This window comes from Acinetobacter sp. WU_MDCI_Abxd143, assembly GCF_025514195.1.
In the GTDB taxonomy this organism is placed as follows: domain Bacteria; phylum Pseudomonadota; class Gammaproteobacteria; order Pseudomonadales; family Moraxellaceae; genus Acinetobacter; species Acinetobacter pittii_H.
In genome coordinates, this window is record NZ_JAHPTH010000009.1 from 46,798 (window position 1) to 69,514 (window position 22,717).

At 37.2% G+C, this 22,717-nt stretch carries 19 protein-coding genes and 1 pseudogene; 17 read left to right on the forward strand and 3 right to left on the reverse strand.

Annotated features, from left to right (window positions below):
- Nucleotides 1-11 precede the first annotated feature (11 nt).
- The 11 genes from KTI79_RS14680 to KTI79_RS14730 all read left to right on the forward strand — a co-directional run bounded on the left by KTI79_RS14680 (nucleotide 12) and on the right by KTI79_RS14730 (nucleotide 11,787).
- Nucleotides 12-1,217, forward strand: a complete 1,206-nt coding sequence (locus tag KTI79_RS14680; protein WP_086376364.1) for an oligosaccharide flippase family protein — start codon at nucleotides 12-14, stop codon at nucleotides 1,215-1,217.
- On the forward strand, nucleotides 1,201-2,166 hold the full coding sequence (locus KTI79_RS14685; RefSeq protein ID WP_086376365.1) for a glycosyltransferase family 52: 966 nt from the start codon (nucleotides 1,201-1,203) through the stop codon (nucleotides 2,164-2,166). The genes KTI79_RS14680 and KTI79_RS14685 overlap by 17 nt, the downstream gene beginning before the upstream one ends.
- A gap of 2 nt (nucleotides 2,167-2,168) precedes the next feature.
- Entirely contained in the window at nucleotides 2,169-3,254 is a 1,086-nt protein-coding gene (locus KTI79_RS14690) for a hypothetical protein (protein WP_086376366.1), read from the forward strand.
- Complete coding sequence (locus KTI79_RS14695; protein WP_086376367.1) at nucleotides 3,251-4,060, forward strand: beta-1,6-N-acetylglucosaminyltransferase; 810 nt, start codon at nucleotides 3,251-3,253, stop codon at nucleotides 4,058-4,060. Before KTI79_RS14690 ends, KTI79_RS14695 begins: the two co-directional genes overlap by 4 nt.
- Nucleotides 4,061-4,069: 9 nt before the next feature.
- Nucleotides 4,070-4,900 (forward strand): glycosyltransferase, encoded by an 831-nt coding sequence (locus KTI79_RS14700; RefSeq protein WP_086376368.1) that lies wholly within the window; start codon nucleotides 4,070-4,072, stop codon nucleotides 4,898-4,900.
- A 12-nt stretch (nucleotides 4,901-4,912) separates the two neighbouring features.
- Nucleotides 4,913-5,533 (forward strand): sugar transferase, encoded by a 621-nt coding sequence (locus KTI79_RS14705; protein ID WP_025470407.1) that lies wholly within the window; start codon nucleotides 4,913-4,915, stop codon nucleotides 5,531-5,533.
- A gap of 24 nt (nucleotides 5,534-5,557) precedes the next feature.
- Nucleotides 5,558-6,433, forward strand: coding sequence for a UTP--glucose-1-phosphate uridylyltransferase GalU (galU, locus tag KTI79_RS14710; RefSeq protein WP_086376369.1), 876 nt, complete (start codon nucleotides 5,558-5,560; stop codon nucleotides 6,431-6,433).
- Nucleotides 6,434-6,549: 116 nt separating this feature from the next.
- Nucleotides 6,550-7,812 carry a nucleotide sugar dehydrogenase gene (locus KTI79_RS14715; protein WP_086376370.1) on the forward strand — a complete coding sequence of 421 codons (1,263 nt, stop codon included), beginning with the start codon at nucleotides 6,550-6,552 and terminating at the stop codon, nucleotides 7,810-7,812.
- Nucleotides 7,809-9,479 carry a glucose-6-phosphate isomerase gene (gene pgi / locus KTI79_RS14720; RefSeq protein ID WP_086376371.1) on the forward strand — a complete coding sequence of 557 codons (1,671 nt, stop codon included), beginning with the start codon at nucleotides 7,809-7,811 and terminating at the stop codon, nucleotides 9,477-9,479. Before KTI79_RS14715 ends, pgi begins: the two co-directional genes overlap by 4 nt.
- Entirely contained in the window at nucleotides 9,472-10,488 is a 1,017-nt protein-coding gene (gene galE / locus KTI79_RS14725; protein ID WP_086376372.1) for a UDP-glucose 4-epimerase GalE, read from the forward strand. Before pgi ends, galE begins: the two co-directional genes overlap by 8 nt.
- A gap of 153 nt (nucleotides 10,489-10,641) precedes the next feature.
- Nucleotides 10,642-11,787, forward strand: coding sequence for an acyltransferase family protein (locus KTI79_RS14730; RefSeq protein WP_086376373.1), 1,146 nt, complete (start codon nucleotides 10,642-10,644; stop codon nucleotides 11,785-11,787).
- 70 nt (nucleotides 11,788-11,857) lie between these two features.
- On the opposite strand, the gene KTI79_RS14735 is transcribed toward KTI79_RS14730, so the two are convergent.
- The gene (locus KTI79_RS14735) at nucleotides 11,858-13,228 is read right to left on the reverse strand and encodes a phosphomannomutase (RefSeq protein WP_086376374.1); all 1,371 of its coding nucleotides are present in this window, start codon (nucleotides 13,226-13,228) and stop codon (nucleotides 11,858-11,860) included.
- Nucleotides 13,229-13,601: 373 nt separating this feature from the next.
- Between KTI79_RS14735 and lldP the strand changes: the two genes are divergently transcribed.
- The 4 genes from lldP to dld all read left to right on the forward strand — a co-directional run bounded on the left by lldP (nucleotide 13,602) and on the right by dld (nucleotide 19,348).
- Nucleotides 13,602-15,269 (forward strand): L-lactate permease, encoded by a 1,668-nt coding sequence (lldP, locus tag KTI79_RS14740; RefSeq protein WP_171304916.1) that lies wholly within the window; start codon nucleotides 13,602-13,604, stop codon nucleotides 15,267-15,269.
- A gap of 19 nt (nucleotides 15,270-15,288) precedes the next feature.
- A complete protein-coding gene (gene lldR / locus KTI79_RS14745) occupies nucleotides 15,289-16,041 on the forward strand; it encodes a transcriptional regulator LldR (RefSeq protein ID WP_086376376.1) in 753 nt (250 codons plus the stop codon).
- Nucleotides 16,038-17,189 (forward strand): FMN-dependent L-lactate dehydrogenase LldD, encoded by a 1,152-nt coding sequence (gene lldD, locus KTI79_RS14750; RefSeq protein ID WP_004706043.1) that lies wholly within the window; start codon nucleotides 16,038-16,040, stop codon nucleotides 17,187-17,189. Before lldR ends, lldD begins: the two co-directional genes overlap by 4 nt.
- 452 nt (nucleotides 17,190-17,641) lie before the next feature.
- Entirely contained in the window at nucleotides 17,642-19,348 is a 1,707-nt protein-coding gene (gene dld / locus KTI79_RS14755) for a D-lactate dehydrogenase (RefSeq protein ID WP_199964133.1), read from the forward strand.
- A 48-nt stretch (nucleotides 19,349-19,396) separates the two neighbouring features.
- Here dld and KTI79_RS14760 read toward each other — a convergent pair whose 3' ends face one another.
- The gene (locus KTI79_RS14760) at nucleotides 19,397-20,611 is read right to left on the reverse strand and encodes an aromatic amino acid transaminase (protein WP_013199242.1); all 1,215 of its coding nucleotides are present in this window, start codon (nucleotides 20,609-20,611) and stop codon (nucleotides 19,397-19,399) included.
- A gap of 335 nt (nucleotides 20,612-20,946) precedes the next feature.
- A pseudogene (locus tag KTI79_RS14765) lies at nucleotides 20,947-21,081 on the reverse strand (hypothetical protein).
- A 45-nt stretch (nucleotides 21,082-21,126) separates the two neighbouring features.
- On the opposite strand from KTI79_RS14765, the gene KTI79_RS14770 reads away from it, so the two are divergent.
- Nucleotides 21,127-21,837 carry a GntR family transcriptional regulator gene (locus tag KTI79_RS14770; protein ID WP_086376378.1) on the forward strand — a complete coding sequence of 237 codons (711 nt, stop codon included), beginning with the start codon at nucleotides 21,127-21,129 and terminating at the stop codon, nucleotides 21,835-21,837.
- The gene (prpB, locus tag KTI79_RS14775) at nucleotides 21,830-22,714 is read left to right on the forward strand and encodes a methylisocitrate lyase (RefSeq protein WP_086376379.1); all 885 of its coding nucleotides are present in this window, start codon (nucleotides 21,830-21,832) and stop codon (nucleotides 22,712-22,714) included. The genes KTI79_RS14770 and prpB overlap by 8 nt, the downstream gene beginning before the upstream one ends.
- The last annotated feature ends 3 nt before the right edge of the window (nucleotides 22,715-22,717 follow it).

The following is a 22,717-nucleotide window of genomic DNA, read 5'->3' on the forward strand; positions in this document are numbered from 1 at the left end:
AGGGCTATTGAATGAAGGTATTAAAAGATAGCTTTATTTATTTGATTGGGGAGCTTTTTGCGAAAAGTCTCCCCTTTCTGATGTTGCCCTATTTAACACGAAAGCTGGGGCCTGATGGTTTTGGTGAGTTATCTTATTACCTAACTATTTTATCTCTATTCGGGATTTTCGTTGGCTTAAGTCAAGACGGTGCAGTTACACGCTATTTTTATTTTTATGGTAAGAAAGCTTTAAATACCATTGTTAAAGCAGGGTATTTATTTAATCTTGCTATTTCTTTTATATTACTAATTGGTTGCTGGTGGTTTAAAGCAGAAATCATGGCATATGTTGTGCTTGCAACAATGTTTCAGTCTTTTGTTAATGTCCAGCTCGCTTTACGTCAGTGCCAAAAACAGCCTTTCAAATATATCGCAATTCAAATTATATTATCCTTAACTAATGTGCTATTTACAATTGCTGCCCTTGAATACTTTAGTCAAGATTTAGTGGCTTATCGAATACTAGCCATTGTTATTGCTAATTTTACTACATTTGTAATTGCAAGTTTAATTTTAGGTGATCTGTTTAGAGATAATTATCGTTTTTCATGGCGAAGACTAAGTCTTGGGCTATTTTATATTTTTTCGTTTGGGCTACCGCTCATTCTGCATCAATCTAGCTTCTTTGTTAAAGGGCAACTAGATCGTATTTTTATTTATCAACAATATTCAAAAGCAGAGCTAGGAGTTTACTCAGCTGGTGTGCAAATAGCAGCTGTATTGCCAATTATTCTTATGGCACTCAATAAAGCAATTGTACCGTATTATTATCAAGGGCTTAAGAATAACTCTTTAACGATAGCTAAGATAAAAAAATATACATTGTACAGCTTGCCTTTAAGTATACTACCTGGAGTAGTAGGTTGGCTTTTGCCTGAACAAGTGTATCTTTGGTTTTTAGGGCAAAGTTATATTGGTTCAAAGTACTATGTTGTGATGTATTTACTAGGCTTTGGGGCTAATCTGCCATATCTTATGTTGGTAAATTACTTCTTTTACCATGGCAAAAATCTAATGATTTCTAAGATAACGACTTTATCATCAATCGTGTATCTAGTCTTTTTATATTTCTTTGCAAAAGAATCTGTAGAATTAATTCCTTATGCTTTGTTAGTTAGTAATTTAATTTTAATTATTAATATGTGGTGGATGTTAAAAAATGTTAGTGACAAATAAAAACTTAATTATCTGTTTGACGCCATTGCAAATGTTAATAATGGAAAAAATACTTAGTAAGAAAAAAAATAGGGGGGAAGATTATACTTTTATTTGTATCTGCTATAACTATAATGAAAAGTATGATACCTATTTTAATAGGTTGAGTAAGAGTGTGGATTCTAGTTTTATATACAAAGTCTCATCTGTAAGTAAGATAGGGAGATTTTTTGATTTATTGAATTACAATAAAAGTATTGTGGATAAATTAGAAGAAAATTTTAATAATATTTATTTTGCAAGTATAGATAATCCATTTGTTCAATTAATTTTGTCTAAAGTAAAAAGTAATAATTTTATTTCTTTTGATGATGGAACCGCTAACTTGTGGGAGAATAGTGTTTACAATAGACCTCTTGAGAGAAGTAATATTCAAAAAATATTATCAAGATTAGTTGGGATAAAATTTAATGAAGAGTTAATTAAATCTAAAATATCCAAACATTATACTATTTTTTATAATAATAGATATTTAAAAGAAAAAAGTGAATTTATTTCATTGTTTAATTTGGGTGTTAAAAATTATTTATATCACAAGAGAGTTAAAATTTTTCTAGGACAGCCATTATCTGATTACGGCTTTGAGCTTTTTAGTAAACAGAACGTGGAAAAAATTATAAAAATGTTAAAAATAGATTTTTATTTCCCACATCCTAGAGAAATAGAAATAATACCTTCACTTGAAATCATAAGAACAAATAAAATATTTGAAGATTATATAATTGAAGTTTTAGGTGAAGGTTATATTGTTGAGGTTTATACTTTTTTTAGTTCGGCAGCACTTACTGTAAGTGGATTGGAAAATGTTCAAATATTTTCTGTCGTAAATAAACAAATCTTTAGTTATTTTTCTGATTTATTTAATATATTTGAGGAAAATGGTATAAGATTTATAGAAGTGGAATTTTGAAGATGCAAATATCTTATAATAGATTAAACCAAGGCGCATTTTTGGTTTTTATTCAGAACATTATCTATTTTATGTATTTGTATACAAGAAGTTATATTTTTTTAATTGTTTTTTTCTTGCTGATGATTCCTTTGTTTTTTTTGGTTGAGTTTAAGAGAAAATATTTAAATTATTATTTTTTTGGGCTTATCTTATTTATATTATTCTTACTAGTAAGTGTATTTTCTCAAGAGTATCCTTTTTGGATCTCGTGGTATAATTTGCTTTATGGGGGAGCTGCACTACTTGCTGCGTATTTTTTTGTAAATAGTGAAAAAGGACTATTATATTCAAAAATTAGTTTTTTTTGCTATAGTGCTTTCTTGTCTTATTTTATCATGAAACTGGGAGGAGATGGTGAGGCATATAATGAAATTTTAGAGGGGTCAAGTCGAAACTATTTGAGTGCTATTTCAATTTTTTTAACAATTAATATATATATACAATTATTGTTTAGAGCAAAATATATACTTTTGTACCCTGCAATAATTAACTTTATTTTATGTCTACTGTTGTTTGGTAGAAGTGGTATTGCTTTATCATTGTTGATTTTATTTTTCGTTATATATATTCGTAGTGTAAAAATATTTTTAGCTTTTTTTATACTCAGTATTATTGTAGTTTTTTATTATCTTGGAAGTATTATTTTTTACTTAGATGAAAAAACAAATTTTGCTATTGGGTTGGAAAGTGAAAGAAGTATATTTCGGAAGGAATATATGAGAGGTATATTTGATAGTTATGATTTTCTGATTGGACGTAAAATATATAATTGTTGTGCTTACATTCAGAGTTTTGGTAATCCTCATAATTCCTTTATCATGGGGCATTTGCGTTACGGTATACTTCATACTTTTTTCTCAATATTTTTGATACTTTTTGTACTATATAAAAAAGATATTATAATGCTATTTTTCTTAATTATTATTTATTCTAGATATTTTCTAGATCAGCTGGGGCTGTTCGCTTTCTTTGATTTCGCTTTATTTAGTTTGATTTTTGTTTCTATATTGGGTCGAGATAAGCCTGTTGGGAGAAAATTTTTATGAAAGAAAGTTATTTAATTTTGACTCATAAAAATATCGATCATATATATAAATTAGCATCAGAAATGCCTGCTTCTAATTTTTATATTCATATTGATTTAAAGGCCGATATTACTCAAATAAGAAAAGGCCTTCATAATATTGAAAATATTTTCTTTGTAGAAAATCGTGTTGATATTAAATGGGCTGGATTTAGTATGATCCAAGCTACCCTAAATTTAATGAACTATGCATTACAGCATGATACTCAGAATGAATACTTTCACTTAATTAGTGGTGATGATGTCATTTTAAAGAAAGAGCAAGTCTGGGACGATTCTACGATCTATATGGAATGTAGAGAATCAGTTGAGCATAGATATCGTATGCGATTTAATGCTCCCCACGCAGATACTCAATATCAAAGAAGTATTTTTGGTAAATTTCTAACACAAGGCTATAAATTTTTAGATAAATTATTTTCATCCACAGAAAAATTCTATTTTGGTAGTCAGTGGTTTTCTATTCGCCGTGCGCAACTGCAAAAGATTTTGGATTCGATTTCTGTTGAAGACATAGAGTTTTTTAGAAAAAAGCTATGTCCAGACGAGCATTTTTTTCAATATTTAGTGATTAAAAACTCATTGTTGGCTAATATTTCTTCTTTAGGGAATAAGCGTTTCATAATTTTTGATGAAAATTACCAACGAGGGTCTAGTCCAATATTCCTGACGACTAAACATCTTCTAAAAGCTAAATCAGAGCAATACTGGTTTGCAAGAAAAGTTGAGCAAAAAGTAATGTATGAATTCTATAATATAGGTAAATAAAAGATTAGTATGAATTTCTCGGTCCTATTATCCTTGTACTATAAGGAAAAACCTGAATATTTTGAGAAGTGCTTTGAAAGTATTTGGGATAACCAATGTCTGAAACCTAATGAAATCGTACTGGTTTTGGATGGTCCCATAGGTGAGGAACTCAATACTTGCGTACAAACGTGGCAATCAAAAATTAGTGATTGCTTAAAAGTAGTTGCACTACCTCAAAATGTTGGGCTTGGGAAAGCATTAAATGAAGGTTTGAAACAGTGCAGTAATGAATGGGTTTTCCGTATGGATACGGATGACATTTGTACTCCTGATCGTTTTGAAAAACAGGTTGCTTTTATAAAACAGAATCCTGAGGTTGTTTTATTTAGTGGGCAAGTGATGGAGTTTGATCAGGATATTTCTGATGCAAATATGCTGAAATCGGTGCCAATGACACATGAAGAAATTAAAGAATTTGCACAAAAGCGTTGTCCATTTAACCATATGTCCGTGGCTTATAAGCGAGATGTAATTTTAGGTTTAGGTGGTTACCAGCACCATTTATTCATGGAAGACTACAATTTGTGGTTACGGGTGATTGGAAATAACTACAAAGTAGCAAACTTGGCTGATGTTTTACTTTACGCTCGTGTTGGTAATGGCATGCACGCACGTCGTAAAGGTTTCGAATATATTAAAAGTGAAAAACAGTTACTAGATTTAAAAAAACAACTAAAGTTACAAAATCCTCTATATGCTAACATGCTGTTTCTGGTACGGTCTGCGTTTAGACTGCTTCCAGCAAATTTATTGGGTAAAATTTATAATACCTTTCTTCGTAAAGATATTAAAAAATGAGTGAATGAAAATATGAAGCGTTTAGTAGACATAGTCATTTCTTTAATAGCTTTAACTGTTCTGTCGCCAATATTTCTGATTGTTGCTTATAAAGTCCGTAAAAATTTAGGGTCACCCATATTCTTTTATCAAGAAAGACCAGGAAAGGACGGAAAATTATTTAAAATGATTAAGTTCCGTTCAATGAAAGATGCTTTTGATGCAGAAGGAAACCCGTTGCCAGATGAGGCACGTATTACCCCATTTGGTCAGAAATTGCGCTCTACAAGCTTAGATGAAATGCCTCAGCTCATTAATGTACTGAAAGGTGACATGAGTGTAGTTGGACCTCGTCCAATGCTTAAAGATTTTGTTGCACTATATTCACCAGAGCAGGCACGCCGTTTAGAAGTGCGTCCGGGAATGACAGGCCTTGCTCAGGTAAGTGGCCGTAATGAGCTAGACTATGAAGAGCGATTTAAGTGTGATGTGTGGTATGTCGACAATCACAATGTTTGGGTCGACTTTAAAATTATGTTTAAAACAGTCAAAGTAATGACTAAGCGTGAAGGCATTAATGCGCCAGGACATGTTGGACCATCTTTATTTAAAGGTAATGATGCTCCAGAAAATGTTGATTCTTCTGTAAAGTAAATTTTATATCTTGAAATCTTTGTTATGATCAAAAAAGCAGTTTTACCAGTAGCCGGTCTAGGCACACGTTTTTTACCAGCAAGTAAGTCAATTCCAAAGGAAATGGTGACTGTTGTTGACCGTCCAGCCATTGAATATGTAGTGCGTGAGGCAGTTGAAGCAGGAATTGAACAAATTATTTTGGTAACTCACTCTTCAAAAGCGTCAATTGAAAATTATTTTGATCGAAACTTTGAATTAGAAACAACATTAGAGCAAAAAAAGAAATTTGATTTACTTGCAGAAATTACCCAAATTGTTCCACCTCATGTGAGCGTTGTAAGTGTAAGACAACCTCAGCCGTTGGGTTTAGGGCATGCAGTTTTATGTGCAAAGAGTATTGTTGGTCAAGATGATTTTGCAGTGTTATTACCAGATGTGTTGGTGAAAGACGACTCGGGACGAAATGATTTAACCCGTATGATTGCACGTTATGATGCAATTCAAGCAGCACAGATTATGGTAGAAGCCGTACCTGATAACCTTGTTGATCAATATGGGATTGTAGATGTAGCGCATAGCCCTAATGAGGGTGAAAGTATTGCTATGCAAGGCATTGTTGAAAAACCAGCAGTTGGCTCTGCGCCTTCTAATCTTTCTGTGGTGGGTCGCTATATATTACCTGCAAAAATTATGCAACTTTTGGAAAACACGCCAAAAGGTGCAGGTAATGAAATTCAGTTAACAGATGCGATTGCAATGTTGCAAGAAACAGATATTGTTGAAGCCTATCGTATGCAAGGCCAAACGTTTGACTGCGGTAGTAAGCTTGGATATTTAAAAGCTGTATTACATTATGGAATTCAACATCCTAAATTAGGGTCGGAATTTAAACAGTTAATTCAAGAGCTTAAGTTGTAGTATTGTGTAGTTCTACTTAAGTATTTGTAAAAACTGCTGAATATAATAAACAGTCCATATATTCTCTTCCCTTAATGGGAAGAGAAATCTATAGAATATTAAAAATCAGGTGTGCAATGAAAATCGCAGTGTTTGGAACCACCTTACACGCTGGTGTAATGGCAGCATTACTAGCTGAATATGGCAATCAGATTTATTGGTGCACAAGTGTCACCTGCGAAGAAAATATTTCTGTACTTTCCTATCAAGATCAAGAAGTTAATAACTATTTAAATAAACAAAGAAGATCGGGTTTTCTACAAGAAAGTCCTTTTTCTGCTATTCCTCTTGATGTTGAGGTTTATTTATTCTGTTTTAGCCCTACACAAATTCAGCTTGCTTTAAATACAGTTGAGAAGTTAAGTCAACGTCCTATTGTTCATCCTCGTTTAATGGTAAATGGTTCTACATTTGGCTTACATGGAACTGATCAGTTAAAACAATATTTACCAAAAGACGAGTGGGTCTATTTCCCTGATGTAATACAAGAGGGGAATGCCATTAATAGCGTATTGAATGTAAAGCATGTCATTATTGGTGTTGAGTCCAATCATGCACGGGATACAATGCAAGAGTTGTTACGCCCATTTTTCCGTTTTAGTTATCAATACTTATTTATGCCAATCTTAGACGCTGAGTTTACCAAACTGAGTATTTCTGGCATGTTGGCGACCCGCATTAGTTATATGAATGACTTAGCTATGGTGGCGGAGAAACTCGGTATTGATATTGCCAACGTAAAGCATGGTATTGCGGCTGATACACGTATTGGTGCGGCTTATTTATCCGCTGGAGTTGGTTTTGGCGGTGAAAATTTTTCGCATGATATTTTAACACTTTCAAGTACTGTTTCTGAAACTGGGGCGAAAAGTCGACTGTTAGAGCAGGTATGGGCGATTAACGAACAACAAAAAGAAATTTTATTCCGTAAGCTGTGGAATTATTATCATTGTAATTTGAATGGTAAAACCGTGGCTATTTGGGGTGCATCCTTCAAAGAAAATACCTCAAGCATACATAACTCGCCAATTCATATTTTATTAGCTGCATTGTGGGCGCAAGGTGTAACAGTACGTTTGCATGATCCTCAAGCATTAGATGAAATTGCCGCTACATATGGTGACCGTAAGGATTTAATACTGTGTACTGATCAATATGAGGCTGCTCGAGGCGCACATGCTTTATGTTTGGTTACCGCATGGAAACAGTATTGGAGTCCTGACTTTAAGCAGTTACAACAATTGATGCAACATCCTTTAATTTTGGATGGGCGTAATATTTATGACCCAGCATATGTAAAGGCTAAGGGCTTTGCTTATGAAGGAGTAGGTCGTTTATGAGTAAATCTATTGAGAAATTTCCTAAAGAGTTGGTTTCACCTTTACTAAAATTACAGTTAATGGGTGAGAAAAATTCAAAGTTACACATAAAAGAATTGTTCGCTTCAGAACCAGATCGCTTTCAACAATATTCTATAAAATTTGATCCATTAGTTTTTGATTATAGTAAGCATCGTGTGACTAAAGACATTTTGGAACAATTGACTGCTCTTGCGAAAACTAAACAATTAAATCAATGGATTGAACGTCTTTTTTCACAAGATAAAGTAAATTGTACAGAGCAACGTGCAGCAATGCATTGGGCACTACGCTTGCCAGCTGACTATTCGAAGTTTCCGGAATTAACAGCACAAGTCCATAGCCAGTTACAACGTATGTATGCTTTAGTAGAAAAGATTCATGCTGGTCAATATCGCGGTGCAACCGGTGAAGTGATTCAAGATGTTGTGAACATTGGTGTGGGTGGTTCTGATTTAGGGCCACAAATGGTTACGCATGCGTTGTCAGATTTTAAAGTGAAAACAGCTAAACCTTTAAATGTTCACTTTGTATCAACCATGGATGGTAGTCAGTTATCGGAATTACTCCATCAACTTCGTCCAGAAACAACACTATTTATTATTTCTTCAAAATCTTTTGGAACGATTGATACCTTATCAAATGCTCAAACGGTACGTCAGTGGCTTGAAAAAACCTTGGGGACACATACTCGAGTTTTAAAAAGTCATTTTGTTGGAGTATCAACAAAAGCAGATAAAATGACTGAATGGGGGATTGCCCCAGAAAATCAATTACTGCTTTGGGACTGGGTAGGTGGTCGTTACTCATTGTGGTCATGCATTGGGTTACCTATTGCGTTGAGTATCGGGGTTGAAGGTTTTCAGCAACTCTTAGCTGGTGCTCATGCAGTAGATGAACATTTTCAAAATACAAGTTATGAGCAAAATATTCCTGTTTTAATGGGATTATTAGGCGTTTGGAACAATAATTTTTTAAATATTCAAACCCATGCCGTATTGCCTTATGATGGTCGATTAAAGTATTTCGCTGCTTATTTACAGCAGCTTGAAATGGAATCTAATGGTAAATCGGTACAACGTGACGGTCAAAAAGTCGAACTCGATACGTGCCCAATCGTATGGGGCGAAGTTGGACCAAATGCTCAACATGCCTTCTATCAGTTATTACACCAGGGAACTCAAGCAGTCAGCTGTGACTTTATTGCCCCAGTCCAACGCTATAACGCTGACCATTTTACCTATGTTGAAAATGCAGACGCTTTAGTCGAACAGCATCATCTTGCATTATCGAATTGTTTGGCGCAATCAAGATTATTGGCCTTTGGTAATGAAGCTTTAGACTCAACTGAATTAGAAAAACTGCCGATTTACAAGCAATATGAAGGTAACCAACCGAGTTCGACCTTATTATTGAAAGAGTTGAATCCATATAGCTTAGGAATGTTAATTGCTTTATATGAGCATAAAGTTTTTGTGCAGTCTGTAATTTGGAATATTAACCCATTTGATCAATGGGGCGTCGAAAAAGGCAAACAGATTGCTGATCAACTATTACCTATTTTAAATGGGGTTCAAAATGATCTTTCATCATTAGATGCCTCAACACGTGGATTAATTAGAATATTATTAGGAAAAGTAGATGGCTAAAATCCTAGTTACTGGTGGAGCTGGTTATATTGGTTCACACACCTGTGTAGAGCTTTTAAATGCTGGCTATGAAGTTATTGTTTTTGATAATCTATCGAACAGTTCTGAAGAGTCATTAAAGAGAGTTCAAGATATCACACAAAAGAGTTTAGCTTTTGTTAAAGGTGATATTCGTAATGCAAATGAACTTGATCGTGTATTTCAGGATCATTCAATTGATGCTGTAATTCACTTCGCAGGTTTAAAAGCAGTAGGTGAAAGTCAGGAAAAGCCGCTAATTTATTTTGATAATAATATTGCTGGTAGTATTCAACTCATTAAGTCGATGGAAAAGGCAGGTGTTTATACGCTTGTGTTTAGTTCTTCTGCGACAGTATATGACGAGGCTAATATATCTCCATTAAATGAAGATATGCCAACAGGTATGCCAAGTAATAACTATGGCTATACTAAACTGATTGTTGAGCAATTATTACAAAAACTGTCAGATTCCAATTCTAAATGGTCGATAGCTTTACTACGCTATTTTAACCCAGTTGGTGCACATAAGAGTGGCCGTATTGGTGAAGACCCACAAGGTATTCCAAATAATTTAATGCCATATGTGACTCAAGTTGCTGTGGGACGCCGTGAAAAGCTATCTATTTATGGTAACGACTACAACACTGTAGATGGGACTGGGGTACGTGACTATATCCATGTAGTCGATTTAGCGAATGCACATTTATGTGCTCTAAATAATCGATTAGAAGCGACAGGTTGCCGCGCATGGAATATTGGCACAGGTAATGGTTCATCAGTTTTGCAAGTTAAAAATACATTTGAGCAAGTTAATGGTGTGCCTGTTGCTTTTGAGTTTGCACCACGTCGAGCAGGGGACGTAGCGACATCTTTTGCCGATAACGCTCGTGCAGTTGCTGAGCTAGGTTGGCAACCACAATATGGTTTAGAAGACATGCTTAAAGATAGCTGGAATTGGCAGAAGCAGAATCCTAAAGGGTATAAATAAGGCTTCGTTTGTAGTAAATGTTTTAAAAATTATTTTGATGCTTTAGTTTATAGAAAACTAAAGCATTTAATCAGATATTTTTTAAGATATTAAAAGTGTTAGAATTATTTTCTAACTATATTTGAAGATTTTTTATTAATAAAAGTATTTCTAATGGATAAAGTACACTCAGCTGAAAGTTTAAGGGGGTTAGCCTGTCTAGCCGTAGTTTTTTCACATTTTTTTGGAACTTTCTTTCCTCAACTACATAATTTTTATAGTAGTAACTTACCAAAATTTGAATTTATTGAATCGATATATAATTCCCCCTTTGCTTTTTTTTATTCTGGTACAGGGGCTGTTTTTGTGTTTTTTGTATTAAGTGGTTATGTGTTAACATTATCTTTCTTAAAATCAAAAGATTCAAAAAAAAAGTTAAAAGAATCTTTAATTAAGCGTTATCCTAGATTAGCTATACCTGCAATTTTTTCTTGTGTATTAATGTGGGCTATACTTCATTTTTCTGTTAATCTGGAGAATGTATCGGAATGGTTTCGTTCAGTAGGTTCTACAGCTCCTAATTTATTTGATGCTATATACTCTGGTGCGATAGGATCATTTATTTTTGGAGAAGCAAAGTACAACCCTGTTCTGTGGACTATGCAAATAGAACTATTAGGTTCTTTAATTATTTATTTTATTTGTTTTTTTCAAAAAAATAATATTATTAAATATTTGTTAATTTTAATAAGTATTTTGGCTTCGATGTCATTATCATTTATAGCTTTTTTAGGCATATTAAGTTTTATACTTGGGCACTTTCTATATTTTTTTTCTAGAAGAATTCCTGAATTTGTATGTATTTTTCTTTTTATTGTTGGCTTGTATTTCTGTGGAGCCCATAATGAGAGTGTTAGTTATAATTTTTTTAGTAAAATACTAGGGGAAAGGACATATAATATTCTAAACTTTTTTGGAGGAGGATTAATTGTTTTTGCATCAATTAAATCCAATCTTATTGATAATTTTTTTAATAAAAATATTTTTTTATTATTAGGTAAGTTGTCATTTTCAATATATTTAATTCATATTCCTATTATGTATATTTTAGGAACTCCAATATTTAATATATTTTTCAATGAAGGTTTTAACTTTCTAACTTCTGCACTAATTTCTATATTTGTCTCTCTGTTTTTTACTATAACTTTTTCATTTTTATATAGTAGATATGTTGATGATTTTGCAATCCAATTCTCTAACAAATTATCTAATTTAATATTGAAGAAAAATAAAAATAATATTTTTGAAAAAACATTATAGTTTGCAAGGCTTTAGATGAAAATAAAAGAGATGGAAAAATAATTTTTCCATCTCTTTAAAAATAAAGATATTAAGACTTAATTAACCCAGTTAACTCATCTACATAATGTTGCATTGGCTGAGCTTGGCGATCGGCACGGCTTTCAATGTTGAGACGTAGTAAAGGCTCAGTGTTTGAAGCACGCACATTAAAGCGCCATGCACTAAAGTCGAGGCTGACACCATCGGTACGGTCAATTTGTGGATTTTGATCGGCATAGAAGTCGAAAATCTTTTGAATCGTAGCTTGTGTATCGGCTACTTTAAAGTTGATTTCACCACTGCAAGGAAACTTGGTAATCATATTTTCAACGAGTGTTGAGAGAGATTGTCCTGTTTCAGAGAGTAGGGCAACGGTGAGTAACCAAGGAATCATGCCGCTGTCGCAGTAAGCAAAGTCACGGAAATAGTGATGGGCACTCATTTCACCGCCATATACAGCATTGTGTTCACGCATAACGTCTTTAATAAATGCATGGCCAGATTTTGACTGGACGGCAACACCTTTGTATTCTTCTATGATATCAAATGTGTTCCACACTAAACGTGGGTCGTGCACAATTTTCTCACCTGATTGCTTAATCAAGAAAGCTTGAGCCAATAGACCAACAATATAGTAACCTTCAATGAACTGACCTTTTTCATCAAACAAGAAACAGCGGTCGAAGTCGCCGTCCCAGGCAATTCCCATATCCGCTTTATGCTCAATTACAGCATTACGGGTACTGTCACGGTTTTCAATTAAAATTGGGTTAGGGATGCCATTTGGGAAAGTACCATCTGCTTCATGGTGAATTTTAATAAATTCAACTGGTACGTTAAGCGCCTTAAACTTTTCTTCAATGGCATCAATCACGTGACCAGCTGCACCATTACCCGCGTTTACCACCAACTTCAGTGGGCGAATTTTTGCAGGTTCAATATAAGTTATTAGGTGGTCAACGAACTCAGGCAAAATGTTATAGCTTTGAGTTATACCTTTTTGACTAACTTCTTCAAAGTTATTGGTCTCTGCTAAAGCCTGAATTTCTTTTAAACCAGTATCGGCACTAATTGGACGAGCGTTTTCTCGAACCAATTTCATACCGTTATAATCCATTGGGTTATGACTTGCAGTAACTTCGATACCACCTTGTACATCTAAATGGAAAGCGGCGAAGTAAACTTCTTCAGTACCCGTCATGCCTAAATCAAGCACATTCACTCCCGCATCATTTAACCCGCGGATGGTCGCTTGTTTTAAAGCCTCACTGCTTAGACGAATATCACAACCTACAACCACAGTCTTTGGTTTATAGATTTGTCCGTAAGCGCGGCCAATTTTATAGGCGATTTCTTCATTCAATTCGGTGCCGAGTTTGCCTCGGATATCATAAGCTTTAAAACACGTTAAAGTAGTCATTATTCAATTCAATACATGTGGTTTGAGTTGTGTGCACATTATACATAGATCATCAAATTAGTACGTTTATAGTTTTTATATTCAAATTTTTCACTTCATTTCTGTAGTTTATATCTAAATTTATAAGAAAGATTTTTACGACTTTAGTCTAATAAATGAATTTATAAATTAGGAATTACTTGATTTTGCTTAGTACTATTGGTCATACCAATTATGGTGTTAATTTAATGATTGATCTTATCAATATCTGTGTTTATGATGCGATCTGTGGTTTAAGGAACAACATTTGCACTTAATTTTTAATTGGTCATACCAATTGTGTTAAATGTTTAAGGATTTAAGGTACAAAAATTCGCCCCGGCATTTCAAGGAGATGACAATGCTCAATATGTGGCAACAACTTTATGACCCTTTAAATAATATTTGGCTGTCCAGTGCGGTTGCATTAATCCCGATTATTTTCTTCTTTTTGGCATTGGCTGTTTTTCGTTTAAAAGGCAGTATCGCGGGTACGGGCACAGTCATTATTGCATTATTGATTGCATTATTTTTCTATCAAATGCCGGGTCAAATGGCCTTTGCGTCAATCATTTACGGTTTCTTCTACGGTCTATGGCCAATTTCATGGATTATTATCGGGGCAGTTTTTCTATACAAAATTTCGGTAAAAACAGGTCAGTTTGAGATTATTCGCTCCAGCATTTTGTCGATTACCGAAGACCAACGTCTGCAAATGCTATTGGTTGGTTTTGCATTTGGTACTTTCCTTGAAGGGGCGGCGGGTTTTGGTGCTCCTGTAGCAATTACCGCTGCACTCCTTGTTGGTTTAGGGTTTAAGCCACTTTATGCTGCTGGTTTGTGTTTAATTGTAAATACAGCACCAGTGGCATTCGGTGCAATGGGTATTCCAATTATTGTGGCAGGGCAGGTTTCTGGTGTAGACACCATGGAAATTAGCCAAATGGTTGGTCGTCAGTTGCCATTTCTCGTGATCATTGTGCTGTTCTGGATCATGGCGATTATGGATGGCTGGCGTGGAGTTAAAGAAACTTGGCCTGCGGTATTGGTCGGTGGTGGCGCTTTTGCGATTGCCCAGTATCTTACATCTAACTTTATTGGCCCTGAGTTACCAGACATTACCGCAGCAATTGCTTCATTGGTGAGCTTAACTTTATTGTTTCGGGTTTGGAAACCAAAACATATTTTCCGTTTTGAACCTGAAGTGGGTCAGACTTTGACTCAGCAACCTACTACGGTTCAACGTTATAGCATTAGCAAAATTGTAAAGGCATGGTCTCCATTTGCCATCTTAACGGTGATGGTCACCATCTGGAGTGTTAAGCCATTTAAAGCATTATTTGCAAAAGATGGTGCTCTTGAGCACTGGATTTTTAAATTAGAAGTACCGTATTTGCATAAATTGGTCGAAAAAATGCCGCCAATTGTGGCAGAGATGAAGCCATACGAAGCGATTTATAAGTTTGACTGGTTCTCTGCAACAGGTACTGCAATTTTTATTGCTGCAATCATCACTGCTATTTTCTTAAAAATGAAAGCAAGTGATGCAGTAACAACCTTCGGTGAAACGCTCAATGAGCTAAAAACACCGATTTATTCGATTGGTATGGTGTTGGCGTTTGCTTTTATTGCGAACTATTCAGGTTTATCTGCAACTTTGGCTTTGGCTCTATCGCATACGGGTCATGCGTTTACTTTCTTCTCACCATTTTTAGGTTGGCTTGGTGTATTCCTTACGGGTTCAGATACCTCTTCAAATGCTTTGTTCTCGGCATTACAGGCGACCACAGCTCAGCAGATTGGTATTCCAGAAGTGTTATTGGTGGCTGCTAATACCAGTGGTGGTGTAACAGGTAAGATGATTTCTCCACAGTCGATTGCGATTGCGTGTGCAGCAGTAGGCTTAGTTGGAAAAGAGTCCGACTTGTTCCGTTTCACGGTAAAACATAGCATCATATTCACTGTCTTTGTTGGCATCATTATTACGGTTCAGGCTTATCTGGTGCCGTGGATGATTCCATAACTCCAGTGAAGGAAACGCGATGAGAATCTCCGATCAAGTGGTCATGAAATTGCAGGCATTAATTGAAGAGCGTCACATGAAAAAAGGTGACCGTTTACCTGCTGAACGCCAGCTTGCAACTAGCTTGGGAGTTTCTCGTCCGTCTTTGCGTGAAGCAATTCAACAGCTCAATAGTCAAGGCGTGCTCAGTAGTCGCCGTGGTGATGGGACTTATATTCAGCAGTTACCTGAGCAGTGGCCACAACAACTGATTGTGAACCCGATTAGTAACCTGATTGAAGAAGATCCGTTATACCGTTTTGATGTGCAAGAGTCGCGTTTGGTACTTGAAGGGGGGACTGCATGGTATGCCGCGTTACGTTCGACCCCAGAAGATCGCGCCAAAATTCATCATTATTTTAATGAAATTAGTCGCCATCAAAATGCGGGTGACTCAGCACAGGCTGCGGTCGCGGATGCTGAATTCCACTTAGCGATTGCTGAAGCATCTCACAATGTGGTGCTGATTCAAATGATGCGAAGTCTATTTGATTTGCTGCAATACAACGTCTTGTTAGGGCGTAAGAAAGTTTATAACGACCCCGTAAATGGTGACTTGCTGAGCGAGCAGCATTTTCAGGTGATGGATGCTATTGATCGTAAAGATCCCGAGGCCGCACGCCAAGCTGTCTGCGGTCATATTGAATTTGTGATTAACCATGTGCGTTCTCTGGATGAAGATGAAGCTCGCCAGAAACGTGCAAATCGTTTAAATAGAGTTGATTCAAAATGATTATTTCTTCTGGCAATGATTATCGTGCTGCGGCACAACGTCGCTTACCTCCATTTTTATTTCATTACATTGATGGTGGAGCGTATTCGGAATATACCTTAAAGCGTAACGTACAAGATTTGTCAGAAATTGCATTGCGTCAACGTGTGCTGAATGACATGTCAGCGTTAAGTTTAGAGACAAAACTGTTTAACGAAACCTTATCGATGCCAGTTGCTTTGGCGCCTGTGGGGTTAACAGGTATGTACGCGCGCCGTGGTGAAGTTCAAGCCGCAATGGCAGCCGATAAAAAGGGCATACCATTTACACTTTCAACGGTTTCGGTGTGTCCGATTGAAGAAGTTGCACCTGCAATTAACCGTCCAATGTGGTTCCAGTTATATGTATTACGTGATCGTGGTTTTATGCGTAATGCTTTGGAACGTGCAAAAGCGGCGGGTTGTTCAACTCTGGTGTTTACCGTAGATATGCCTGTGCCGGGTGCGCGCTACCGTGATGCTCATTCGGGTATGAGTGGACCAAATGCTGCGATGCGCCGTTATATGCAGTCTATGTTCCATCCACATTGGTCGTGGAATGTCGGTTTAATGGGGCGTCCGCATGACTTGGGTAACATCTCTAAATATTTAGGTAAACCAACTGGGCTTGAAGATTATATCGGCTGGTTAGGCTCGAACTTTGACCCATCCATTTCATGGAAAGACCTTGAGTGGATTCGTGAATTTTGGGATGGCCCAATGGTGATTAAGGGTATTTTAGACCCTGAAGATGCCAAAGATGCTGTGCGTTTTGGGGCAGATGGGATTGTGGTATCAAATCACGGTGGTCGTCAGTTAGATGGTGTGATGTCGTCTGCTCGTGCGTTGCCTGCAATTGCCGATGCAGTGAAAGGTGATTTGGCTATTTTGGCCGACTCAGGCATCCGTAATGGTTTAGATGTGGTGCGTATGTTGGCACTTGGGGCCGATACGGTTTTACTTGGCCGTGCGTTTGTGTATGCCTTGGCAGCAGCAGGTGGGCAAGGGGTGTCGAACTTACTTGATTTAATTGATAAAGAAATGCGTGTTGCGATGACGCTTACGGGTGCTAAGTCGATTTCGGATATTAATGCGGATTGTTTAGTGCAAGCGATGAAACAAGGTTTTTAAGAAATAACTTTTTAAGTGAAGCAATAAGCACAGCCTCAGAATTTGGTGATTTGCTAATGTTTTACATATAGGCATTTGTCACTTTTGAAAGGTCAAAAGTAACCAAAAACCTTTTGTTGAGCAAACCGTACTTCCTTGTACAGTTGCTCAACAGGCGGCATCCCTGCCGCCAACGCGTAGCCAATTTAAATTAAATCTAACACCTAGAGACTGCTAGTGCTAAGCGTCACTTACAGCCTGCGTAGCATGAGCAAGGTATTGTTTTTGCAATATAACTGGGAAAATGGATGCAGTGAACAGGTTCTGTAAGTGACAATGGTTTTGATTACTTTTGCCAAAACAAAAGTAATGGAATTAGCTACTTTAAATATTAGTTCTAAACGGAAAAACTCCGTCGAGCTTTTCTGATTTTTAAAAAACTATGTGGTATGGATGACCAAAAGGAAACCATCATGCAAACATTTTCTCCTCAAACAGTGATCGAACGCTTACAAAATATTGTAGGGCGTTCTTATGTTTTGACCGATGACCAAAGTACGCGTCAATACCGTCAAGGTCGTCGTTTTGGTGAGGGGAAAGTACTTGCTGTAGTGGTACCGGGTACCTTGCTAGAGCAATGGCAGGTTTTGCAGGCAGCAATTGAGGCAGATTGTATTGTCATTATGCAAGCAGCAAATACAGGACTCACTGGTGGTTCGACCCCGTATGGTGATGATTATGACCGTCCTGTGTTGGTCATGAGTACGCGCCGATTAAAGGGTATACAAGTTATTCATGATGGTAAGCAAGTGATTTGTTTACCGGGTGCGACCTTAGACAATTTAGAGCAAATTTTAAAAGGCTATGACCGTGAACCTCATTCGGTGATTGGTTCATCTTGTATTGGGGCATCAGTACTAGGCGGTGTTTGTAATAACTCGGGCGGTGCATTGGTACGCCGTGGACCTGCGTATACTGAACTGGCATTATATGCTCAAGTGAATGCTACTGGTCAGTTAGAACTAGTGAACCATTTAGGGGTGAATTTAGGTTCGACTCCTGAAGAAATTCTGACACGTTTAGAGAAGCAGAAATATCAAGCCGCAGATATTTTAGATGATAGCGAAAAGCAGGCATCGGATCATCGCTATGCGCATGATGTGACCCAAGTTGATGAAGATACGCCTGCTCGTTTTAATGCAGACCCGTCACGTTTGTTTGAGGCTTCGGGTTCGGCAGGTAAAGTCTGTGTGTTTGCGGTTCGTCTTGATACTTATGAAAAAGTAGAGAGTAATGTCTTTTATATAGGTACGAATGATGCCGATGATTTAACAGCGATTCGCCGTTACTTACTGACCTCACTACCAAGCTTGCCGATTGCGGGTGAGTATATTCACCGAGATGCTTATTTGATTGGTGAGAAGTACGGAAAAGACACATTCTTATTTATTGAGAAATTTGGCACAGCCAATGTTCCAAAAGCCTTTGCGATGAAAGATAAAGTCGATGGGTTTTTAGAAAGATTTAAAATTAAAGGCTTAACAGATCACATTTTACAGGCCATTACCTTCTTTTTACCCAGTCATTTGCCGAAGCGTATGACCGAATATCGAGATCGTTATGAGCATCATTTAGTGCTGCGTGTCGAAAATAATTCAAAAGCTCAGACCGAGCAGTTTTTAAAAGAATATTTTGCAGTCCATCAGTCAGGACACTATTTCGTATGTAGCGAAGAGGAAGGCCGAAAGGCTTTTTTACACCGTTTTGCTATTGCAGGGGCGGCAATTCGTTATCGTGATACGCATCGTAGTGAAGTTGAAGATATTGTGGCGCTTGATATTGCGTTACGTCGTAATGACCGTGAGTGGGTAGAGCAACTACCAGCCGAGATGGAAAAGAAAATTATCCATAAACTCTATTATGGGCATTTCTTTTGTCATGTGTTCCATCAGGACTATATTCTTAAAAAGGGCAATGACCCGTTAGAAATGGAACATCAAATGTGGAAATTACTCGATGCGCGCCGTGCTGAATATCCAGCAGAGCATAATGTTGGGCACCTTTACATTGCCAAACCTGCATTAGCCAATTTCTATCAAAAACTCGACCCAACCAATAGTTTTAATGTGGGTATTGGTCATACCTCAAAACTGAAATATTGGGGCAAAACCAAATCTTAATATCGAGAAATAAAAAAAGGCGCCGAAGCGCCTTTTTTTATAGATGTATTATGCCGCTTCTGTTGATTTAGCAAGTACTTCTGCAACTGCTTTAGCAACAGTGTAAACATTGTTCATGTTTAAACCTGCTACACAAATACGACCACTACGTACTAAGTAGATTGCATATTCTTCACGCAAGATATCCACTTGCTCAGCAGTTAGACCTGTGTAGCTGAACATACCTTTTTGGTTTACAAGGTAGCTAAAGTCACGGTCTGGTAATGCTTTAGTAAGTTCATCTTTCAAGATGCTACGCATTTTAATAATACGCTCACGCATCTCTTTTACTTCGCCTTGCCATTGTTGGTTAAGTTCAGCGTCATTTAACACTTCATCAACTAACCAAGCACCTGTTGTAGGAGGGCTAGAGTAAATACGACGTACAGTCGCTTTTAACTGACCAAATGTGCACTGAGCAGCTTCTGCATCGTCACATACGAAAGTTAAGCCGCCAACGCGCTCGCCATATAAAGAGAAGATTTTAGAGAACGAGTTGCTCACAATGAAGTTTAGACCCGCTTGGTCTAAAGCACGGATTGCATACGCATCTTCTTCCATCCCGTCACCAAAACCTTGGTAAGCGATGTCTAGGAATGGAATAAGGTTACGGTCTTTTAATACTGCAATTACTTGATCCCATTGCGCTGGGTTTAAGTCAGCACCAGTTGGGTTATGACAGCATGGATGTAATAACACAATGCTTTGCTCAGGCAAAGTTTTAAGTGTAGACAACATACCGTCAAAATCTACACCACGTGTTTCGTTATCGAAATATGGGTAGAAATGAGTCTTGATGCCAGCGCCGTTGAAAATCGCAACGTGGTTATCCCAAGTTGGTTGGCTTACCCAAACATCTGAATTTGGGAAATAAGTTTTTAAGAAATCTGCACCAACTTTCAATGCACCTGAACCACCAAGCGTTTGGATGGTTACAGCACGGCCAGCTTTAACTGCTGGGCTGTTTGCACCAAATAAAAGTGCTTGAATTGCTTCACGGTAAGGTTTGAAGCCTTCCATTGGCAAATAAAGTTTGGTTTTACCGTTCTTAGGCTCAATACGCTTTTGCGCCTCGATAATGGTCTCTAACTGAGGAACAATGCTGTCTTCGTTATAATAAAGACCAATACTCAAGTTCACTTTTCCAGAACGAGTGTCAGCATTGAACTGTTCCATTAAAGAGAGAATTGGATCGCCTGCGTATGGGGGGATATGTTGAAACATCAAAAAAGTCCTTTCATTCAACAATATGCATAGTGCTCGGTTTTTTCTGTCTCGAAAAATACGCCACAACTATGTCGATGCTCAATAATGTATCAATAAAGCTACCGTGAAGCACCTGATAATTTCACTAATATCGATATTTTCTGGCTAAAAATGATAAAAAGATTTAAAAGAAATTACGGTAAATAGATACTAATTTATAACTCATGCTTTCATTCAAGCAGATTGTCTACAATCTTGCTGTAATACATTGGTTGTAGACTAAAGTTTGAAACAAAAGTTTAATGACTAAAACGTAACTAAGAAAGAGTCATAAAACTATAGACAAATTGACACTAAATTATTGTTTTATAAATATTAACTGGCAAGTGGTTTAATGCTTTAAATATAAGGTGATATAAGCGGTCAGGCTATAAAAATTGACCTGATGCGTTCTGTAAAGTGTCAACAATCACCTTGATTTTTTTCATTCATACCGCTATAAAACTCATAATTGATTAAAAATTGTCGACAATATGCAAGATTTGACCCACGCACCAGAGCCACTACAAAGTCAGGGAAGAACACTGACCGAGAATGTATTTAAACAAATACAGACGGCGATTGTTTTGGGTCAAATTCCGGCAGGTAGCAAGATTTCTGAGCCTGAGCTGGCACGCACTTATGGCATTAGCCGTGGGCCATTACGTGAAGCGATTCATCGCCTTGAAGGTCAACGTTTGGTTGAGCGTACTGCACATGTGGGTGCGCGCGTGGTTTCCCTTTCACTGCAACAGTTTAAAGAGCTTTACCAGATCCGTGCGTCATTAGAAGGTTTGGCTTGCAAACTTGCTGCACAGCATATTGATAAAAAGCAAATTTTGGCGCTACGTGATGTATTGCGTATGCATGCCGAAGATGAAAACTTTAAAGCAGGTAAAGGATATTACTTGCAAGAAGGGCAGGACGATTTTCACTACTGCATTATCAAAAGTAGTGGCAATAAAACCCTAGAAAAAATGCTATGTGATGAGCTTTATCACCTCATCCGCATGTACCGAATTCAATTTTCAAACACACCCGATCGACCTAGCAAAGCTTGGGACGAACATATCCGTATTTTAGATGCAATTGCAGAAGGTGATGGTGAACTTGCCGAGCTGCTCATGCATCGACATATCAATGCTTCTTACAAAATTATTGAGCAAACACTGCTACAAGCACAAGGAGAACATAACAATGGCTAAACAATCCGCAGGTCAGCTATTTCGCGATGCAGTAGCCCAAGAAAAGCCATTACAAGTGGTTGGAACCATCAACGCCAATCATGCACTTTTGGCAAAACGTGCAGGTTATAAAGCGATTTACTTATCAGGTGGTGGTGTAGCCGCTGGTTCTTTAGGCTTACCTGATTTAGGAATCAGTAACCTTGATGATGTGTTGACAGACGTACGCCGTATTACTGATGTATGTGATCTTCCTTTATTGGTCGATGCGGACACAGGTTTTGGTGCTTCTGCATTTAACATTGCCCGTACGACAAAAGCACTGATCAAATTCGGTGCTGCGGCAATGCACATTGAAGACCAAGTGGGCGCAAAACGTTGTGGTCACCGTCCGAACAAAGCCATTGTGACTCAAGAAGAAATGGTTGACCGTATTAAAGCTGCGGTCGATGCACGTGGTGATGACAGCTTCGTGATTATGGCACGTACCGACGCATTGGCCGTAGATGGCTTACAAGCTGCAATTGATCGTGCAGGTGCCTACATTGAAGCGGGTGCAGACATGTTGTTCCCTGAAGCAATTACCGAGCTTGATATGTACAAGCAATTTGCTCAAAAGACAGGCGCCCCAATTTTGGCGAACATTACCGAATTTGGTTCTACACCACTGTTTACCACTGAAGAATTAGCATCTGCCGATGTAAGCCTTGCGCTTTATCCGCTTTCTGCTTTCCGTGCCATGAACAAGGCAGCCGAAACTGTGTATGAAACCTTGCGTACAGAAGGTACACAAAAGAACGTGATTGATATTATGCAAACGCGTAAAGAGTTATATGAACGCATTAATTACTACGCGTTTGAAGACTACTTAGACAACGCATTTGCTAAAAAGAAATAAACC

Bases quoted from the DNA above. Each gene is read 5' to 3' on its own strand.
- pgi (WP_086376371.1), top strand. From the start codon at position 7,809: ATGAGTAAATCTATTGAGAAATTTCCTAAAGAGTTGGTTTCACCTTTA.
- dld (WP_199964133.1), top strand. From the start codon at position 17,642: ATGCAAACATTTTCTCCTCAAACAGTGATCGAACGCTTACAAAATATT.
- KTI79_RS14705 (WP_025470407.1), top strand. From the start codon at position 4,913: ATGAAGCGTTTAGTAGACATAGTCATTTCTTTAATAGCTTTAACTGTT.
- lldR (WP_086376376.1), top strand. From the start codon at position 15,289: ATGAGAATCTCCGATCAAGTGGTCATGAAATTGCAGGCATTAATTGAA.
- KTI79_RS14685 (WP_086376365.1), top strand. From the start codon at position 1,201: ATGTTAGTGACAAATAAAAACTTAATTATCTGTTTGACGCCATTGCAA.
- KTI79_RS14700 (WP_086376368.1), top strand. From the start codon at position 4,070: ATGAATTTCTCGGTCCTATTATCCTTGTACTATAAGGAAAAACCTGAA.
- KTI79_RS14730 (WP_086376373.1), top strand. From the start codon at position 10,642: ATGGATAAAGTACACTCAGCTGAAAGTTTAAGGGGGTTAGCCTGTCTA.
- KTI79_RS14690 (WP_086376366.1), top strand. From the start codon at position 2,169: ATGCAAATATCTTATAATAGATTAAACCAAGGCGCATTTTTGGTTTTT.
- KTI79_RS14680 (WP_086376364.1), top strand. From the start codon at position 12: ATGAAGGTATTAAAAGATAGCTTTATTTATTTGATTGGGGAGCTTTTT.
- KTI79_RS14695 (WP_086376367.1), top strand. From the start codon at position 3,251: ATGAAAGAAAGTTATTTAATTTTGACTCATAAAAATATCGATCATATA.
- galE (WP_086376372.1), top strand. From the start codon at position 9,472: ATGGCTAAAATCCTAGTTACTGGTGGAGCTGGTTATATTGGTTCACAC.
- lldP (WP_171304916.1), top strand. From the start codon at position 13,602: ATGACAATGCTCAATATGTGGCAACAACTTTATGACCCTTTAAATAAT.
- KTI79_RS14770 (WP_086376378.1), top strand. From the start codon at position 21,127: ATGCAAGATTTGACCCACGCACCAGAGCCACTACAAAGTCAGGGAAGA.
- KTI79_RS14715 (WP_086376370.1), top strand. From the start codon at position 6,550: ATGAAAATCGCAGTGTTTGGAACCACCTTACACGCTGGTGTAATGGCA.
- KTI79_RS14760 (WP_013199242.1), bottom strand. From the start codon at position 20,611: ATGTTTCAACATATCCCCCCATACGCAGGCGATCCAATTCTCTCTTTA.
- lldD (WP_004706043.1), top strand. From the start codon at position 16,038: ATGATTATTTCTTCTGGCAATGATTATCGTGCTGCGGCACAACGTCGC.
- prpB (WP_086376379.1), top strand. From the start codon at position 21,830: ATGGCTAAACAATCCGCAGGTCAGCTATTTCGCGATGCAGTAGCCCAA.
- galU (WP_086376369.1), top strand. From the start codon at position 5,558: ATGATCAAAAAAGCAGTTTTACCAGTAGCCGGTCTAGGCACACGTTTT.
- KTI79_RS14735 (WP_086376374.1), bottom strand. From the start codon at position 13,228: ATGACTACTTTAACGTGTTTTAAAGCTTATGATATCCGAGGCAAACTC.